This window comes from Faecalibacillus intestinalis (assembly GCF_003024685.1).
GTDB lineage: Bacteria > Bacillota_I > Bacilli_A > Erysipelotrichales > Coprobacillaceae > Faecalibacillus > Faecalibacillus intestinalis.
The window spans coordinates 20,173-38,054 of sequence record NZ_PYLQ01000025.1 but is presented as its reverse complement, the minus strand read 5'-3'; the positions used below and the strand labels follow the sequence as shown (position 1 = coordinate 38,054).

Sequence of the window (17,882 nt, the reverse complement as noted above, 5' to 3'; positions counted from 1 at the left end):
TGTATTACTCACCCGTTCGCCACTCTTCACCGAAGTGAAGCGTTCGACTTGCATGTATTAGGCACGCCGCCAGCGTTCATCCTGAGCCAGGATCAAACTCTCCATTGTCCTTCTATCTCTTCAGACAACTTTGGTCTGTTTAGCTCTTTTTTATTTCTTTAACTTAATTGACGTTGTGTTTTATTCTTTCCTGTTCAGTTTTCAATGTCCTCTCACTTGACTCTCTCGTCGAGTGCCCATTTATATTACCATCCCCTCTCCCTTTTGTAAAGCTTTTTTCTGTATTTTTTTATCTTTTTCTCTATTCCCCTCTTTTTCTGCCTTTATATCAACGTTTTTTTATCTGTGTTTTTTTGTCATGATTAAAAGAAACGATCTTTACAGAACGTTTCTTTGCCTTATGACTATATGATTTCTTTACTGTCCAGGATGATCGTTGTTGGTCCATCATTGATCAGCGAGACTTTCATCATCGCTCCAAAGATTCCTGTTTCTGTATGGACCCCTGCATTTTCTAATGCTTTATTAAAATATTCATATAATGGTTTTGATATTTCTGGTTTAGCAGCATCTAAAAAACTAGGTCTCCTTCCTTTTTTACAATTTGCATATAAAGTAAATTGTGAAATAGAAAGAATTTCTCCTTTGATATCCATCAATGATAAATTCAATTTTTCATTTTCATCTTCAAAAATTCTTAAATTGATAAGCTTATTAATCATCTTATCAACAATTTCTTCATTATCATCATTCGTAATACCTACTAATACCATAAATCCTTGTTTGATTTGTCCATTTATTTCTCCTTCAATTTCCACACTTGCTTCACTTACTCTTTGTACAACTAATCTCATATTCATTTCTACCTTTCTTTTTATAAAAGTGTTATAATCATTATAATTCATTTTGTATTAAGGAGGAAGATTTTTTTATGAGTGAAACTTTAGCTTATAATATGAGACCTCAATCTCTTTTAGATATATTAGGACAAAAACACATTATTGGTGAAAATGGTTTATTTACTAAATTTGTAGAAAAGAATCATCCAATGTCTGTTATTTTATACGGCCCACCAGGTTGTGGTAAAACAACTCTTGCAATGGCTTTGGCTCATGATTTAAATATGCCTTGTCGTACTTTTAATGCATCTACAGGAAATAAAAAAGAAATGGATTTGATTATTGAAGAAGCTAAATTATCTAATGGTCTTTTTGTCATTATCGATGAAATTCATCGTATGAATAAAATGAAACAAGATAATTTACTTCCTTATGTAGAAAGTGGTCTATTGATTATTGTTGGATGTACAACAGCTAATCCTTATCATTCTATCAATCCTGCCATTCGTTCAAGATGTCAAATCATTGAAGTTAAGCCTTTAACTCAAGAAGATATTATTCAAGGTTTACATCACGCTTTAGATAGCGAAAAAGGCTATCACCATCAATATCAATGTGATGAAGAAATCTTGCAACATATTGCTCGTCTTTCATCAGGAGATATTCGTTTTGCATATAATTGTTTAGAAGTATGTACAATTATTTCTCATGATAATCATATTACTATTGAAGATGCTAAAAATGCTTTAACACAAGCTAATGGTCAATTTGATAAAGATGAAGATCAACATTATGATACTTTAAGTGGTTTACAAAAATCTATTCGTGGAAGTGATCCTAATGGAGCTATGTATTATTTTGCAAAGTTGATAGAATATAATGATATTGAATCATTAGAAAGACGTGTCCTTGTTTGTGCATATGAAGATGTTGGACTTGCTAATCCAAATGCTTGTATGCGTACTGTTGCTGCTTTTCAAGCTGCCAGAACAGTAGGATTTCCTGAGGCAAGAATTCCTATTGCAAGTGCTATTATTGATTTATGTCTTTCACCTAAATCTAAATCATCAGAAGCAGCTATTGATGCTGCCTTAGCTTCTTTAAGACAACAATCTTTGCCTGCACCTGAATATTTAAGATTAACACCTGTTGGTCTAGAAGAGGATGAAAAATATAATTATGACCGTCCTGAGTTATGGGAATATATTCAATATTTACCTGATCAAATCGCAAATAATCAATTCTATGTACCTTGGATGACAAGTCAATATGAAAAAGCATTAGCTGAAAATTATCGACGTATTTTAAAACATGGGCGTACAAGTAATATTAAAAAATTAAATCATACAAAAAAATCCTAAACTTTTAGGATTTTTTCTATATCATCTGTTACTTGTTCAATGGTTTGTTCAAAGTTTTCTAAATTCACATCATACCAATGAACATCAAATTGGTTTTTAAACCAAGTATACTGTCTTTTAGCGTATTGTCTTGAATGTTTTTTTATTAGCTCTAAAACATCATTTAAATCAATTTGATGATCATAATAATCAAACCATTCTTTATAACCAATCGCTTTCATACTTTGATGATTTCTTGTAAGTCCTTGACTATAAAGACGCTCCATTTCTTCTTTTAAACCATTTTCCATCATCACATCAACACGTTTGTTAATTCTTTCATATAAAACATCTCTAGGAAGCGTTAATCCCACAAAATAAGCATCATATAAACAAATATGCTCTTGTTCTTCTAACATTTCACTTTTCCTCTTACCTGTTGTTTCATAAATTTCAATAGCTCTTAAAACACGTCGACGATTATTAAAATGTAATGTTTTTGCACTTTCTTCATCGATTGATTTTAAATGATCGTGTAATTGTTCATTTGTATAATCTTTATATTTTTCATTTATTGCATGATGATCATTTTCCATTTCATCAAATTGATAATCATATAAAGCTGCTTTTATATACAATCCCGTTCCACCAACAATTATTGGAACATGTCCTCTTTGGGTAATTTCTGTTATCTTTTTTCTTACTGTTTGTTGAAAATCATGAACACTATATGTTTCATCAGAATTTAAAATGTCTACACAATGATGAATAATGCCTTCTTTTTCTTCTTCTGTGACTTTAGCAGTTCCTATATCCATCTGTTTATAAATTTGCATAGAATCTCCACTAATAACTTCTCCATTGAACTTTTTAGCAAGAGCCACTCCCATTTTTGTTTTACCAACACTTGTTGGTCCAATTACAACAATTACTTTTTCCATTATACGACCCTCTTAAATAATTTTTCTAATTCATATGCTGAATAATGAATAATCGTTGGTCTTCCATGTGGACAAACATAAGGATTATCACAACGCATTAAATTATCAACAATTGTTTGCATTGACTCAATTGATAGATGACTATTTCCTTTTAAAGATGCTTTGCAACTTAATGTTGCTATAGCATGTTCTTGTAAAGAAAGTAAATCAATTTTATTATCTTTTAATATCTGTTGAATCATATCTTCAATAAATAAATGTTCATTAATTTGATTCATCCACATTGGCAGTTGTTTAATAATAAAACCATTACCAAAAGGCTCTAAATCAATGCCAACTTCTTTTAATAAATCTTTTCTTTCTTCAATCATCATACATTCACTTAAAGGATATTCAACTGTAATAGGTATTAATAAATCTCTCATTGTCATATCTGGATGACTATATTTTTCTAGAAAATATTCATAATTGATTCTTTCTTGTGCAGCATGTTGATCTATCAAATACATTCCACTATCATCTTCACCTACAATATAAGTTCCATGAATTTGTGCTTTTACAAATATTTTCTTTTTCATTTCTTTTAAAGACACTTCAACTTTTTCGAGTTGGATAGGTTCTTCAAAAAGCTTTTCTACAGGTTCTGTTATATATTCATTTTTTTCTTCATGAACAAATAGTGGTTGTTTTTTTTGTTGAATAAATGAAGCTTGCGGTTTTTCTTGAACTTTTGTAGGAATTTCCTGTCTAAAATCAATATCTAGATCCATTTGATCTAGTTGTGGCTTAAAGACTGGTCTTTCTTCTTTGACTTGGTAAGTTAAATTAACATTTTCCAAAGTTTTAGATACCGCATCAAAAATCAATTGTTTTAATTCGTATTCTTTAGAAAACTTAACTTCTAACTTACTTGGATGAACATTGACATCCACTAAATAGGGATCAATTTCAATATTGATGACTGCAATAGGATAACGATTATCTGCTAAATATTTACGATATGCTTGATTAATAGCATCGATTGCTACTTGATTTTTAACAATACGATGATTGACCATCGTAACAATATGATTCTTACTTGCCCTATTCACTTCAATTTTGCCAATAAAACCTTCTATTTGAAATTCATCATTTCCAGCTTTTAAATTCAACATATTTTTAACCACAGATAACCCATAAATTTGATGAATAACTTCTAATAAATTTCCATTTCCATTTGTTTTATAAGTCATCTTATCATTATGTATTAAAGTAAAAGCAATATCTGGATGAGATAAAGAAAGTCTTTCTACATAATTTTGTATATGTGCAAATTCAGCATTGACAGATTTTACATATTTTAATCTTGCTGGTACATTTTGAAAAAGCTTTGAAATAGAAATATTTGTTCCTCTATTAAGGTCACTTTGTTTTTGTTCAATAAATTTACCAAATTCATAAATTACTGTTGATCCTTGACTTCCATCACTGGTTTTTAAAACAAAATGAGAAATAGAAGCAATGGAAGGAATAGCTTCGCCTCTAAAGCCTAATGTTTGAATACAAAATAAATCTTGATCATTATAGATTTTACTTGTTGCATGTCTTGAAAAACAAAGACGTGCATCATCTTTATCCATTCCTGATCCATCATCAATAATTTGAATTAAATTCATTCCTCCTTCTTCTATAATAATATCTATTTTAGAAGAAGAGGCATCAATACTATTTTCAACTAATTCTTTGACAACATTTGCCGGTCTTTCAATGACTTCACCAGCTGCTATTTTATTTGCTAAAATATCATCAAGTTGTTTTATTTTCATAGGCCACCTCTACTTTACTAATTTCTTTAATTCGATTAAAGTTGACAAAGCATCTAATGGTGATAAAGCCATTGGATCAATTGTCTTTAAATATTTTTCAACTTCACTTTCTTTTTCAATAACTTGAACTTGTTTTTCTTCAATTAAACGATCTTCTACGTTATTTTCTTCAAGTGTTTCTAATACTAAATTAGCACGATTGATTACTTCATCTGGTAATTTAGCAAGTTTAGCCACATTGACCCCATAAGATTTATTAGAACGTCCTTTTTTAATTAAATATTCAAATACTAAATGATCATTATCTACTCTAGCACTGGCATGAACATTTTGAATTCCAAGACCTTTATCTTCTAAAAATGTAAGTTCATGGTAGTGGGTTGAAAATAATGTCATACAATGAATTTCACTGGCAATATATTCAATCATTGCCTGGGCAATAGCCATTCCATCAAAAGTTGCTGTTCCTCGACCAATTTCATCAAATAAAATCAAAGATTTTTCACTAGCAAAACGTAAAGCATTATTCGCTTCTAACATTTCTACCATGAAAGTTGATTGACCACTAATTAAATCATCACTTGCTCCAATACGCGTAAAGATTTGATCAAAAATCGTTAAATTAGCATATTTAGCAGGAACAAATGAACCAATTTGTGCCATAATAACAATTAAAGCTACTTGTCTCATATAAGTCGATTTACCACCCATATTTGGCCCTGTAATTAAGACAACTGGTGAATTTTCATCAATTGAAACATCGTTAGGTACATATTTACCATGCCCCATGACTTTTTCAATGACACCATGTCTACCTTCTTTAATATCCATGATTTTTTGATTATTAAAGACAGGTCTTACATAACTATTTTCACTTGCTAACATTGCAAGAGATTGATAAACATCTACACGCGCGATAATTTTCGAAACATCTTGAATCAAATGGACTTCTTTTTTGATTTCATTTCTAACTTGAGTAAATAAAACATATTCTAATTTTTGAATTTTATCTTGTGCTGATAAAATCTTACTTTCCATATCTTTTAATTCAGGTGTAATAAATCTTTCTGCATTCGATAAACTTTGTTTTCTTGTATATTCGAATTCATCTTTAACAAGATCTAAACTTCCTTTTGTAACTTCAATATAATAACCAAAGACACGATTATACCCAACTTTTAAGTTTTTAATACCTGTTTTTTCTCTTTCTTTTTGTTCAAAATCAACTAACCATTGTTTTCCATGATCTCTTAAATAACGTAATTCATCTAATTCTTCATTAAAATGATCTTTGATAATATTTCCTTCTTTAATCGTAAGAGGAGGATTATCAATAATAGCATCATCAATGAGTTTTGTAATATGTGATAGATCAATGATTTGATTGGCTAATTGATCTGTTAAAGGTTCATTGAATGAATAAAGTTGTTGTTTTAATTCTGGTAAGACTTTTAAAGAAGAAGCAATCCATTTTAAATCTCTTGCATTAATGTTTCCAAAAGCAATACGACTTGATAGTCTTTCTAAGTCATAGATTTCTTTTAATATTTCTTTAATACTTTCTCTTTGAATAAATTGTTGAGTAAAGATTTCAACAATATCTAATCTTTCTTCAATGGCTTCTTTTTTTAAAAGTGGTCGATCAATATAATTTTTTAAAAGTCTTGCTCCCATTGCTGATTTTGTCATATCTAATAGCCAAAATAAGGAACCATATTTTTCATGATCTTTAGAATTTTCAGTTAATTCTAATGATTTTTTAGTATAAAGATCCATTGTCATAAAATCTTGATTATTGATTTCTTCAATCATTTGAAGATGTTCTAAGTCTCTTTTTTGTGTTTCAATTAAATAATTTAATAATAAAGTAGATACTTTGATTTCTTTTAAATCTTTTATATTATGAAAAATATCTCGATATTTTTCATTAAATGTTTCATTATCATAATGAGATACCATAATTGAATCATTAAAGTTATATGTACAATCACTTTTAACAACAATTTCTTTAACTTCCATCGAAGCTAATTGATTATTTAAAAGATGATCCTTTTTATCAATATTGACGACTTGAAATTCACCTGTTGTAATATCACAAAAAGCAAGCGTATAAACAAAATCAAAAATCATCATACATGCGATATAATTATTTTTATTCTTTGTCATCGATTCATCAAAAATAGTACCTGGTGTGACAATTTGAACAACACCACGTTCAACAATACCTTTTTTTCCAGGATCTGTTAATTGTTCAACAATCGCGACTTTATGTCCATTATCTACTAATTTTTGAATATATCCACTTGCACTATGAAAAGGAACACCACACATTGGAACTCTTTCTTTAGCGCCGGCATTTTTCCCTGTTAAAGCAAGTTCTAGTTCTTTAGAAACAATTATCGCATCATCAAAGAACATTTCATAGAAATCCCCTAATCTAAACATCACAATAGCATCTTTATTTTGTTCCTTGATACCTAAATATTGCATCATCATTGGACTGTATTTTTGTTTCATTTTTACACCTCATTCTAATTCGTTGATTATTATAACATAGAAAGAAACATCTTTCTATGTTATGAAATCAGGATTAATTTTCATTTCAAGTTCTTCATCATTTGTTTTACTTTCTACAAGAATTGTTGTATCACCAATGATTTTTAAAGACATTTGTTTTTCTATTTCGATGTGCATTGTTTTATTTTCTAAGGTTGCATGGATACATCGAGGTAAGTATTGACTTTCAACAATGATTTGATCATTTTGACTGAGTTGATGATCTTTCATATTTAAATCAATAGCATCTTGATAATGCACTTGTTGTTTTAATAAATAACTTTCATTTAAATGACTATACCAAATATGCAAATCAAAACTTCCTTCTATAAATGGTTGATGCTCCCTAATGATTCCTTGATATTGATGATTACAAATCCAACATCCTAGTATTTTATCAATCTCATTAACAACATAATCATATTTAGAAATCGTTTTTTTCGTTCCTTTTGATAAAGTTGCCTTGGTCATGATTTCATACACTTTACCAGCCATTTTGTCACCCCATATAACAATATGTCTAAAAATAAAAAAAAGACTTCAACGAAGTCTTATTTTTGTTCTTTAGAGTCTTTTAACACAACATCATGTGCGCCACCTTCAACAATTGAAGTAGCTGATACTAAAGTGATTTTAGCTTTTTGTTGTAATTCAGGAATTGTTAAAGCACCACAGTTACACATTGTATGTTTAATTTTTGATAATGATAAACCAACGTTATCTTTTAAACTTCCAGCATATGGTACATAAGAATCTACACCTTCTTCAAAAGAAAGTTTAGCATCTCCCCCCATATCATAACGTTGCCAGTTACGAGCACGAGCAGAACCTTCTCCCCAATATTCTTTCATATATTGTCCATTAATTTGAACTTTATTTGTAGGAGATTCATCAAATCTTGAGAAATATCTACCTAGCATAATAAAATCAGAACCCATCGCTAAGGCTAATGTCATATGATAATCATGAACGATACCACCATCTGAACAAATTGGTACATAAATTCCTGTTTCTTTAAAGTATTCATCTCTTGCTTTAGCTACTTCGATTGTTGCTGTAGCTTGTCCACGACCAATACCTTTTTGTTCACGAGTGATACAAATTGATCCTCCACCGATACCAATTTTAACGAAATCAGCACCACATTCAGCTAAGAATCTAAATCCTTCTGCATCAACAACGTTACCGGCACCTACTTTAACAGTATCACCATAATTTTCTCTAATCCAATCGATTGTTAATTTTTGCCATTCTGAGAATCCTTCAGATGAATCGATACATAAAACATCAGCACCAGCTTCTACTAATGCAGGAACACGTGTAGCATAGTCACGTGTGTTGATTCCAGCACCAACAATGTAACGTTTATTTTCATCTAATAATTCATTTGGATTATTTTTTCTATTTTCATAGTCTTTTCTAAATACGAAATAATGTAATCTTTGTTCAGCATCTACTACAGGTAATGCATTTAATTTGTTATCCCAAATCATATCATTACATTCTTTAAGAGATGTTCCTAAATCTGCACAAATTAATTTATCATATGATGTCATAAAAGTTTCAACTTTTGTATCCATTGATAAACGAGAAATACGATAATCTCTTCCAGTAACAACTCCTAATAATTTACCATTAGCAGTTCCATCCGCTGTAACTGCCATTGTTGAATGTCCAGTTTTTTCTTTTAAATCTAAAACATCTTTTAAAGTTGATTCAGGTGATAAGTTTGAATCACTTGGAACGAATCCAGCTTTATAATTTTTAACACGTCTTACCATAGCTGCTTGGCTTTCGATTGATTGAGATCCATAAATAAATGAAACTCCACCTTCTTTAGCTAAGGCAATTGCCATATTATCATCAGATACAGCTTGCATAATTGCTGAAACTAATGGAACATTGAGTGATAATGCAGGTTCTTCACCTTTTTTAAATTTAACTAATGGTGTTTTTAAACTTACGTTTTCAGCACGACACTCAGCTGATGAGTATCCTGGAACTAATAAATATTCATTAAAAGTACGCGATGGTTCTTCAAAGTAAAATGCCATTTTTTTATCTCCTTATTCTTTCTATATTTTTGAAAAATTATAATCCCCAAATTTAAATAAGTCAATAATAAAAAGAAAAAGTAGGTTTCCCTACTTTAAAGCATTATTCATTTGTTGATTGATTGTTTGTAAGATTTCATTCACTTCATTTTGTAAATATAAATAATTAACAACTAATGGATGATTTTCATAATATGCTTTTTTTTCTTGATATTCTTGAATTGTTTTTGTAACTCGATCATCCTGTTTTGCTTTTTGATTGACAATCTTTTTTTGTAATACTTTTAATTCTTTTTCTAATTGTTTAAGTTTTTCATCATTTAAAACAAGTTTTTCATACTTTTGATATTCTTGAACAACTTCTAAAGCTAAAATTTCTTGATTTAATTTTCTAGCAAGCTCTTCAATTCTAGTCAACTTGTTCACCTTTTAAAGCCCAAGTTTTTACTTCTGTGACTTTTACAGGCACAATTTTACCAATATCTTCTTTACGCCCTTTGAAGTTGATCAATTTTTGATGTGCCGTATATCCTGTCATCATTGTTTCATCACGTTTAGATGGACCATCTACTAAAACATCCACAACTTGATTTAAGAAACGTTGATTTTGTTTTAAAGCTTTTTCTTTAACAACTTCATTTAATCTTTCTAAACGGTCTTGTTTTTGTTCAAATGGCACATTGTCTTGCATTTTAGCAGCAGGTGTTCCTTCACGAGGAGAATAGATAAATGTATAGGCTAAATCGTATTCACATTCTTCATATAAAGAAAGTGTATCTTGGAATTGTTCTTCTGTTTCATTTGGGAAACCAACAATAATATCTGTTGTAATTGAACAATCTGGCATCACTTCTTTAATCATGTGGAAAAGTTCCAAATATTGTTCTCTTGTATATCTTCTACCCATTAATTTCAAGATTTCTGTATTTCCTGATTGTACTGGTAAATGGATATAAGGCATGATGTTATCATATTGATTAATGATTTCAATCATTTCTCTAGAGAAGTCCCATGGATGACTTGTTGTAAAACGAATACGTGCAATTCCCGTTTTAGCAACTTCCTCTAAAAGAGTCGCAAAATCATAGTCTTCTTCTAAATCTTTTCCATAACTATTGACATTTTGTCCAAGTAAAGTGATTTCTTGATACCCATCTGCTTTTAATCCTTTAACTTCTTCAAGAATATCATCCATTAAACGAGAACGTTCTTTTCCTCTTGTATAAGGCACAATACAATACGTACAGAATTTATTACATCCATACATAATATTGACCCATGCTTTATGTCCATTAGCACGTGTAACAGGTGTATTTTCAATAACATCCCCTTCTTTAGACCATACTTCTACAACCATTTCCTTACTAAACATTGCTTCTTTTAATAAAGTTGGTAAACGATGAATATTATGTGTTCCAAAGATTAAATCTATATGTGGGTGTTTTTCTAATATTCTTTTAATAACAACTTCTTCTTGCGCCATACAACCGCATAAACCAAAAATAAGATTTGGGTTTTTCTTCTTTAAGTTTTTAACATAACCTACTTTCCCAAATACTTTTTCTTCTGCATTTTCTCTAATAGCACAAGTATTTAATAAAATGACATCTGCTTCTTCGATTTCTTTAGCAGCTATATATCCCATCATTTCAAAAATACCTGCTAATGTTTCACCATCACGTTCATTCGCTTGACAACCATAAGTATGAATATAATAAGTTTTTCCTTTACCTACACTTACCATATCACTAGGTATTTCAAAAGCATCTTTTAAATGATCAACTTGTTTTCTACTTCTTTTTTGAGCCTCTTTTAAATTTGGCCCTTTAAAATATTCACTATAATCTTTCATTTTTTCACCACATTTCTTTCCTATTATATACATAAAGTTATCTTTTGGCTAGAAAAAAATAAGGACTTATCAGTCCTTATCATTTTATCTTATCCAAAGAATCCATCTGGTTGGATTGAGAAGTATAATACTTTACCTTCTGGAGTTCCTTTAAATACTCCTTTACAATGACCTGCAGCTTCTTCTGGTGATAATTCAGTTTCACATTCAAATTCAGCTTTGATTCCTACTTTTTTAACATATTTACATGATACTTTATCATCTGAATATCCATCAAAGAAATCAATAATTTTTTGAACTTGTCCTGTTTGCATTAATAATTTACATTTTGCCATTTTAAAAAACCTCCATTTACATGTCAGTATTATACAATGAATTTTTAAAAAAAGAAACCCTTTTCACTAAAAATTAACGTAATTCTATTACAAGCCTTAAGGCAGTAATCCTTTTATCATCGACCATTAAATCATGAAAAGAAGGAATACAGATAAGCTCTTTACCTGTCGGTATAATATATCCTCTAGCAATAGCAATTGATTTAATTGCTTGATTAAGTGCTGCTGCACCAATTGTTTGAATCATAAGTTTATCTTGTTCCCTCATTAATGATGCTATTGCTCCTGCAACGTGATTAGGAACAGATGTTGAAGATACTTTAATTATTTCCATATTTTTGCCTCCTAATTCACTATATGAATTATCATTAAAAAAATAACAAAAAAAGCATCCTAAGATGCTCGATATGGATGATCATCATTGAGTAAAACTCTTTCAATAGAGATAGGTTGGTGTTTGTCATTAAATTCAATAACAACTCCAGCAAACTGTCCTGAATTTTCAGAAATTAAAAACTTTGAACTTAGACCTCTCATACGTGTAATGACACTATCTAAATCACATCCTAAAGAACTTAAATAAGGACCCGTCATTCCTGCATCAGAAATAAATGCTACTTTTTTATCAATAATTCTTTCGTCTGCTGTTTGTACATGTGTATGTGTTCCTAAGACCGCTTGTACTTTATCTTTACAATAATAAGCTAAACCTATTTTTTCACTGGTTGCTTCTGCATGAATATCAATGATATGAATATCTTGTTCAAGGTTTAGATAATCATCAATATGATCAAAAGGATTCGAATAACGGTTATCCATAAAGACACATCCAAGTGCATTGGTTACTCTTATTTTTGTACCTTTAACATTAAATACTCTTGTATGGACTCCTGGTAAAATACTTGGTTGATTGAAAGGAACAACAAGGCGATCAGCTTCATCAATAAAATCAAGAAGTTCTTTTTTATCAAAAGTATGATTCCCCATTGTCATACAATCAACACCTTCAAAAGTAAAGAAATCATAATGTTTTCTATTTAATCCTTTACCATGTGTCGCATTTTCAACATTTGCGATTACAAAATCAATTTGATAATCTTTTCGAATACGATAAAGATAATCTTCTATCATTTGTCGTCCTACATTTCCAACGATATCTCCTATAAATAAAACTTTCATTTTCTTTCCTCATTTCGTAAAGATATTTTAACATATATAAAAAAAAAGGGAATTGATTTCCCTTTTATTTTGCAATTTCACTCGCACGAATTTCTCTTATAACAGTAACTTTAATATGTCCTGGATAAGTTAATTCTTCTTCAATCTTTGTCTTAATATCACGTGCAATCTTATGACTTGCTAGATCATCCACTTTATCAGGTTTTACAACGATACGAATTTCACGTCCTGCTTGAATTGCATAGACACGATCGACACCATCAAAGCTTTTAGCCATTTCTTCAAGTTTTTCAAGTCTTTGAATATAATTTTCAATTGTTTCACTTCGACTTCCTGGTCTAGCAGCTGATAATGTATCAGCAGCAGCTACTAAAATAGAAATAACACTTGTCGCTGGTACATCCCCATGATGTGAAGCAATTGCATTAATAACAGTTGAATGTTCTCCATGTTTTTTCGCGAATTTTGCACCTAATTCAACATGGCTTCCTTCCATTTCATGATCCATTGCTTTACCAATATCATGTAATAGACCTGCACGTTTAGCTAATTGTTGATTTAATCCTAATTCAGCAGCCATAATTCCTGCTAAATGTGCAACTTCTAATGAATGTTGAAGCGCATTTTGACCATAGCTTGTACGATATTTTAATTTACCAATTTGTTTAACAATTTCTTTATCAATACGAGAAATACCTAATTCAAAAATTGCATTTTCTCCAGTTTTACGAATAACTTCATCTAATTCTTTTCTTGTTTTATCAACAACTTCTTCGATTCTTCCTGGTTGAATACGTCCATCTCTAATTAAAGTTTCTAACGATAAACGAGCAACTTCTCTTCTTACTGGATCAAAGCAAGAAATCGTAATTGCTTCAGGTGTATCATCAATAATTAAATCTGCACCTGTTGCTTGTTCGATTGCTTTAATATTACGACCTTCACGTCCAATAATACGCCCTTTCATTTCTTCACTTGGAAGATCAACAACAGTTACTGTTCTTTCAGTAACTTCCTCTTGAGCATATCGATTAATTGCATTGGCAATAATGTCTCTAGACATATCAGCAGCTTTGCTTTTAGCTTCTTCTTCTTGTTCCTTTATGTAAGCAGACATTTCTAATGAAATTTGTTGTTCAACTTGTTTGAACAATTCTTCCTTAGCTTCTCTTGCTGACATAGCGGCAACTTTTTCTAATTCAACAACTTTAGAATCAATTTTATCTTTTAATTCAGCCTCTAATTTATCTATTCCAGCTTCTTTAATATCTAATTGTTTAATTCTTTGTTCAAGAACGTCTTCTTTACCTTGAACAGCAATATCTCTTCGTTCAATACCTTTTTCACGTTCTGAAAGATTATTTTCAAGTTCAGTAATTTCTTGTTTTTGTTCTTTAATTTCTTTTTCTGCTTCTAATTTTAATTCATAAGCTTGAGTTTTAGCATCTAAAATAGCTTCTTTAACTAGATTATCAGCTTTACTCGTTGCATCATCAATAATCTTTTGAGCACTGACATTAGCTTTTGAAATATTTAGTTTTGCATATACAAAATAAATAAGAACCCCAACAGCGACAGCTAGAACATAGGATAAAATAGTGGCAATATTTAAACCTGGCATATTCCACCCTCCATTTTCTCTATGCACATTTTTTATGATTGATTATTCAATCATTCACCGGTTGTTTCGGTTATAATAATTAATATTTACATAGTCTTTACTATGTTTATTAAACGTGTTTTGCGCACAAGTATATTATATGTCAAATTGCTTATTTTGACAATAACAAGTTAAAAAGAGGAATTTTTACAATTCCTCTTCTTCTACAGGCATTAATGAAGCTTTAATTGCTTCCGTAATTTCATTCATTATATCAGGATGTTCAACAAGATATCGTTTTGCATTTTCGCGTCCTTGTCCAATCTTTTCACCCTTATAAGCATACCAAGCACCGGATTTATCAACAATATCTTTATCAACTGCTAAATCCAAGACTTCACCATCTCTTGAAATACCTTTACCATAAATAATATCAACTTGTGTTGATTTAAATGGTGGTGCCACTTTATTTTTAACAACTTTGATATTGACTTTATTCCCAACAATTTCCGTACCATTTTTAATTGCTTCACTTCTTCTGATTTCTACTCGCACAGAAGAATAGAATTTTAAAGCTCTTCCTCCAGTAGTCGTTTCTGGATTTCCAAACATAACTCCAATTTTTTCACGTAATTGGTTAATGAAAATAATTGTACAATCTGTTTTATTCATAACCCCTGAAAGTTTACGTAAAGCTTTAGACATCAATCTTGCTTGTAATCCCATTTGTTGATCAGCCATTTCGCCATCTAATTCCACTTGAGGAACAAGTGCAGCAACAGAGTCAACAACTACTAAGTCAATAGCTCCAGAACGTACGAGTGTTTCAGCTATTTCTAAACCTTGTTCACCACTATCTGGTTGCGAAAGAATCAATTCATCAATATTAACTCCTAGATTTTTAGCATAAACAGGATCAATGGCATGTTCGGCATCAATAAATGCAGCTGTACCACCTTGTTTCTGTACTTCAGCAATTGCATGCAATGTAAGCGTTGTTTTACCACTTGATTCTGGACCATAAATTTCAATAATTCTTCCTTTAGGATAACCACCTATTCCTAAAGCCATGTCAAGTGTTAAAGAACCTGTTGGAATAACAGCCACATCAACAGCTGCACGATCTCCAAGCTTCATAACAGAACCTTTTCCAAATTGCTTTTCAATTTGTTTGATTGCATCATTCAATGCTTGTGCTTTTTTAGCATCTTTTGTTTCTACTTCTTTTTTTCCAGCCATAAATAATACCTCCTATTCCTATATATGCTTTATTTTTCATTTTTTCTTTTATTTTTTTAAAATTTTTTCAATTATTTTCTTTTGAGCAAAATCTATTGCCTTTAAAGCAATCTCTTTTCGACTACCTTCTAAATTCAATTTATAAACAACAACATCTTCATAAGCAATACCAATATAGACTTCTCCTACTGGTTTTCCTTCCATTGCATCCGGTCCAGCATTTCCTGTAAAAGAAATACATAGATCAACATCTAAAATACTTTTACCATTAACACACATTAAAGTAGCAATTTCTTTAGAAACAACACCGTACTTTTCAATCAATGGATGTTCAATTCCTAAAAGCCTTTCTTTCGTCTCACTTTGATAAGTGACTAAAGAACCCTTATAAACCTTAGAAATGCCAGGAATATTTCCTAGCATTGTCGCAAAATTTCCTACTGTAAAACTTTCTACAGTTCCAATAGAAATATTATTTTTTATTAATAATTCAGCAAGTTCATTCATTACATTGACTCCGTTAACATATCTTTACTATCCATAAAATAATCAATACCACTTACTATTGAAATCACGCAAGAAATCCATACACTTATTTGACCAATTGGTAAATGAATGATTGAAAAAGGAAAATCATTTAATAATAAGAATATCACACTGATCATTTGTGTCACAGTTTTTAATTTTCCTAAATATTTTGCTGCAATAACAACTTGTTTATTGGCAGCCACCAAACGAATGGCATCTACGATCGTATCCCTAGAAATCATAATAATAGGAATAATGATAGAAATTGTCCCATCACTTGCTAGTAGAAGAAAAATCGTATTAATTAATAGTTTATCTGCAATCGGATCAGCAAACTTACCAAAAGTTGTAATTAATTTAGATTTTCTCGCAATTTGTCCATCAAAATAATCAGTTAACGAAGCAACTGCAAAAATAATAAAGATAACAATATTAACAAGTGAAATATCAGCATTCAAAATATGATACATAGGTACATTGATTCCAAACGTTGCATAAGGAAACATATAAATAAGAATAAGAATTGGAACAAGGATTATTCTTGTAATCGTTAATTTATTAGGTAAATTCATTATTTGACCATCGTTAATTTAAATGTTTTAATTGTGTTATTATGATCACTTTCCTCTAGTGGGAGTTTTTGATCATTAATATAATAACGATGTCCTATGTTCCAACTATATGAAAATTCCAAATATTGGAAATCATTTACATTAAATTCTAACTCAACGCTTTCACATGCAGAATCATCTTTTAAAGCATCAGACATTGAAGGAGCAAGACTACCGCTATAAACTCCTCGTTTAAATGTATCTGTTTGATAACTGTTTGGATCTCCATTGACATGTAAATCAACTCTTGTCGCAAAAGTAAAATCTACTTTTAATTTAAAAGTTTCTTGATCATATCCATCAGGTAATTTAAAACTATAATCACCATCTGCATTTTTAGTAAAAGTTATTTCAGTAGATGTTTGTTCATCTTTTTTTGTTGTATCAGATTTTGTTGTTTTCTTTTTATCTGTTTCTGTTGTTTTCTTCTTTAAAGTTTCACTTGTTTCTGTTTTAGATGTATTACTATTTTTAAATGATGAATCATTTGATTTCGTAAAGACAAATGAATATCCAAGTACAATAATAATAGCAATGACAATAATAATGACAATTGCATATTTAACATATCTTAAGATATAGTGATCTTCATAAACTCCCTTTCTTGTCGGTTGTTTTTTAGTTGGTTGAATATTTTTTACTTTATCTACAAAAGTAACAGATCCTATATCTTCTTTTTTATTTTCTAAATCTTTTAAATCAGCCTTTTTAATTTCTCTCGTAATTGCATAATAATCATCAGCAATCGTCTCATCTATTTCTAAGTATCTTGCTATTTTCTTAAGATACATTTTTACATAAAGCTCGTCTCCAACAAATCGTTCAAAAGCACCGTCTTCTATATCTTTAATGATATTAACAGATAACAATGTTGCTTCTGCGACTTCCTCTATTGTAACGCCTTTGGCAATGCGGGCTGCTTTTATCTTTTCGCTTATTTTGTCCATAAAGACATCCTCCTTTACACTTAGGCATAATTAAACAAATAAATTATAGCACAAAT

The 17,882-nt window shown here is 30.2% G+C and carries 17 protein-coding genes and 1 rRNA gene; 1 reads left to right on the top strand and 17 read right to left on the bottom strand.

Annotated elements, in window-relative coordinates:
• Positions 1-108 (bottom strand): 16S ribosomal RNA (locus tag C7U54_RS12860); the annotation flags it as partial.
• A gap of 296 nt (positions 109-404) precedes the next feature.
• Positions 405-854, bottom strand: coding sequence for a D-aminoacyl-tRNA deacylase (gene dtd, locus C7U54_RS12855; protein WP_107030560.1), 450 nt, complete (start codon positions 852-854; stop codon positions 405-407).
• 77 nt (positions 855-931) lie between these two features.
• On the opposite strand from dtd, the gene C7U54_RS12850 reads away from it, so the two are divergent.
• Positions 932-2,200: a replication-associated recombination protein A gene (locus C7U54_RS12850; RefSeq protein ID WP_107030559.1), complete on the top strand. Its 1,269-nt coding sequence runs from the start codon at positions 932-934 to the stop codon at positions 2,198-2,200.
• Here the strand turns inward: C7U54_RS12850 and miaA are convergent.
• The 15 genes from miaA to C7U54_RS12775 all read right to left on the bottom strand — a co-directional run bounded on the left by miaA (position 2,197) and on the right by C7U54_RS12775 (position 17,826).
• Positions 2,197-3,120 carry a tRNA (adenosine(37)-N6)-dimethylallyltransferase MiaA gene (gene miaA / locus C7U54_RS12845; protein WP_022000702.1) on the bottom strand — a complete coding sequence of 308 codons (924 nt, stop codon included), beginning with the start codon at positions 3,118-3,120 and terminating at the stop codon, positions 2,197-2,199. The two genes, C7U54_RS12850 and miaA, sit on opposite strands and share 4 nt — an antisense overlap.
• On the bottom strand, positions 3,120-4,925 hold the full coding sequence (mutL, locus tag C7U54_RS12840) for a DNA mismatch repair endonuclease MutL (RefSeq protein WP_107030558.1): 1,806 nt from the start codon (positions 4,923-4,925) through the stop codon (positions 3,120-3,122). Before mutL ends, miaA begins: the two co-directional genes overlap by 1 nt.
• Positions 4,926-4,934: 9 nt before the next feature.
• Positions 4,935-7,442, bottom strand: a complete 2,508-nt coding sequence (gene mutS / locus C7U54_RS12835; protein WP_107030557.1) for a DNA mismatch repair protein MutS — start codon at positions 7,440-7,442, stop codon at positions 4,935-4,937.
• A gap of 54 nt (positions 7,443-7,496) precedes the next feature.
• The gene (cotE, locus tag C7U54_RS12830; RefSeq protein ID WP_022000705.1) at positions 7,497-7,976 is read right to left on the bottom strand and encodes an outer spore coat protein CotE; all 480 of its coding nucleotides are present in this window, start codon (positions 7,974-7,976) and stop codon (positions 7,497-7,499) included.
• 56 nt (positions 7,977-8,032) lie between these two features.
• Positions 8,033-9,535: an IMP dehydrogenase gene (locus C7U54_RS12825; RefSeq protein WP_107030556.1), complete on the bottom strand. Its 1,503-nt coding sequence runs from the start codon at positions 9,533-9,535 to the stop codon at positions 8,033-8,035.
• 90 nt (positions 9,536-9,625) lie between these two features.
• Positions 9,626-9,961 (bottom strand): YlbF family regulator, encoded by a 336-nt coding sequence (locus C7U54_RS12820; protein ID WP_107030555.1) that lies wholly within the window; start codon positions 9,959-9,961, stop codon positions 9,626-9,628.
• Complete coding sequence (miaB, locus tag C7U54_RS12815) at positions 9,945-11,387, bottom strand: tRNA (N6-isopentenyl adenosine(37)-C2)-methylthiotransferase MiaB (protein WP_107030561.1); 1,443 nt, start codon at positions 11,385-11,387, stop codon at positions 9,945-9,947. The genes C7U54_RS12820 and miaB overlap by 17 nt, the downstream gene beginning before the upstream one ends.
• Before the next feature lie 89 nt (positions 11,388-11,476).
• Positions 11,477-11,722: a hypothetical protein gene (locus C7U54_RS12810; protein WP_022000709.1), complete on the bottom strand. Its 246-nt coding sequence runs from the start codon at positions 11,720-11,722 to the stop codon at positions 11,477-11,479.
• Between the two features lie 73 nt (positions 11,723-11,795).
• Positions 11,796-12,056: a stage V sporulation protein S gene (locus C7U54_RS12805; RefSeq protein WP_022000710.1), complete on the bottom strand. Its 261-nt coding sequence runs from the start codon at positions 12,054-12,056 to the stop codon at positions 11,796-11,798.
• Between the two features lie 59 nt (positions 12,057-12,115).
• Complete coding sequence (locus C7U54_RS12800) at positions 12,116-12,901, bottom strand: TIGR00282 family metallophosphoesterase (RefSeq protein WP_107030554.1); 786 nt, start codon at positions 12,899-12,901, stop codon at positions 12,116-12,118.
• A 64-nt stretch (positions 12,902-12,965) separates the two neighbouring features.
• On the bottom strand, positions 12,966-14,522 hold the full coding sequence (rny, locus tag C7U54_RS12795; protein WP_022000712.1) for a ribonuclease Y: 1,557 nt from the start codon (positions 14,520-14,522) through the stop codon (positions 12,966-12,968).
• 186 nt (positions 14,523-14,708) lie between these two features.
• Positions 14,709-15,740, bottom strand: coding sequence for a recombinase RecA (recA, locus tag C7U54_RS12790; RefSeq protein WP_022000713.1), 1,032 nt, complete (start codon positions 15,738-15,740; stop codon positions 14,709-14,711).
• A 48-nt stretch (positions 15,741-15,788) separates the two neighbouring features.
• Positions 15,789-16,247 carry a CinA family protein gene (locus C7U54_RS12785; RefSeq protein WP_107030553.1) on the bottom strand — a complete coding sequence of 153 codons (459 nt, stop codon included), beginning with the start codon at positions 16,245-16,247 and terminating at the stop codon, positions 15,789-15,791.
• Positions 16,247-16,840, bottom strand: coding sequence for a CDP-diacylglycerol--glycerol-3-phosphate 3-phosphatidyltransferase (pgsA, locus tag C7U54_RS12780; protein WP_107030552.1), 594 nt, complete (start codon positions 16,838-16,840; stop codon positions 16,247-16,249). Before pgsA ends, C7U54_RS12785 begins: the two co-directional genes overlap by 1 nt.
• Positions 16,840-17,826 carry a helix-turn-helix domain-containing protein gene (locus C7U54_RS12775; protein ID WP_107030551.1) on the bottom strand — a complete coding sequence of 329 codons (987 nt, stop codon included), beginning with the start codon at positions 17,824-17,826 and terminating at the stop codon, positions 16,840-16,842. Before C7U54_RS12775 ends, pgsA begins: the two co-directional genes overlap by 1 nt.
• Between the last annotated feature and the right edge of the window lie 56 nt (positions 17,827-17,882).

Excerpts from the sequence above, each read along its gene's own strand:
- dtd (WP_107030560.1), bottom strand. The coding sequence starts at position 854 with ATGAGATTAGTTGTACAAAGAGTAAGTGAAGCAAGTGTGGAAATTGAA.
- C7U54_RS12850 (WP_107030559.1), top strand. The coding sequence starts at position 932 with ATGAGTGAAACTTTAGCTTATAATATGAGACCTCAATCTCTTTTAGAT.
- miaA (WP_022000702.1), bottom strand. The coding sequence starts at position 3,120 with ATGGAAAAAGTAATTGTTGTAATTGGACCAACAAGTGTTGGTAAAACA.
- mutL (WP_107030558.1), bottom strand. The coding sequence starts at position 4,925 with ATGAAAATAAAACAACTTGATGATATTTTAGCAAATAAAATAGCAGCT.
- mutS (WP_107030557.1), bottom strand. The coding sequence starts at position 7,442 with ATGAAACAAAAATACAGTCCAATGATGATGCAATATTTAGGTATCAAG.
- cotE (WP_022000705.1), bottom strand. The coding sequence starts at position 7,976 with ATGGCTGGTAAAGTGTATGAAATCATGACCAAGGCAACTTTATCAAAA.
- C7U54_RS12825 (WP_107030556.1), bottom strand. The coding sequence starts at position 9,535 with ATGGCATTTTACTTTGAAGAACCATCGCGTACTTTTAATGAATATTTA.
- miaB (WP_107030561.1), bottom strand. The coding sequence starts at position 11,387 with ATGAAAGATTATAGTGAATATTTTAAAGGGCCAAATTTAAAAGAGGCT.
- C7U54_RS12810 (WP_022000709.1), bottom strand. The coding sequence starts at position 11,722 with ATGGCAAAATGTAAATTATTAATGCAAACAGGACAAGTTCAAAAAATT.
- C7U54_RS12805 (WP_022000710.1), bottom strand. The coding sequence starts at position 12,056 with ATGGAAATAATTAAAGTATCTTCAACATCTGTTCCTAATCACGTTGCA.
- C7U54_RS12800 (WP_107030554.1), bottom strand. The coding sequence starts at position 12,901 with ATGAAAGTTTTATTTATAGGAGATATCGTTGGAAATGTAGGACGACAA.
- rny (WP_022000712.1), bottom strand. The coding sequence starts at position 14,522 with ATGCCAGGTTTAAATATTGCCACTATTTTATCCTATGTTCTAGCTGTC.
- recA (WP_022000713.1), bottom strand. The coding sequence starts at position 15,740 with ATGGCTGGAAAAAAAGAAGTAGAAACAAAAGATGCTAAAAAAGCACAA.
- C7U54_RS12785 (WP_107030553.1), bottom strand. The coding sequence starts at position 16,247 with ATGAATGAACTTGCTGAATTATTAATAAAAAATAATATTTCTATTGGA.
- pgsA (WP_107030552.1), bottom strand. The coding sequence starts at position 16,840 with ATGAATTTACCTAATAAATTAACGATTACAAGAATAATCCTTGTTCCA.
- C7U54_RS12775 (WP_107030551.1), bottom strand. The coding sequence starts at position 17,826 with ATGGACAAAATAAGCGAAAAGATAAAAGCAGCCCGCATTGCCAAAGGC.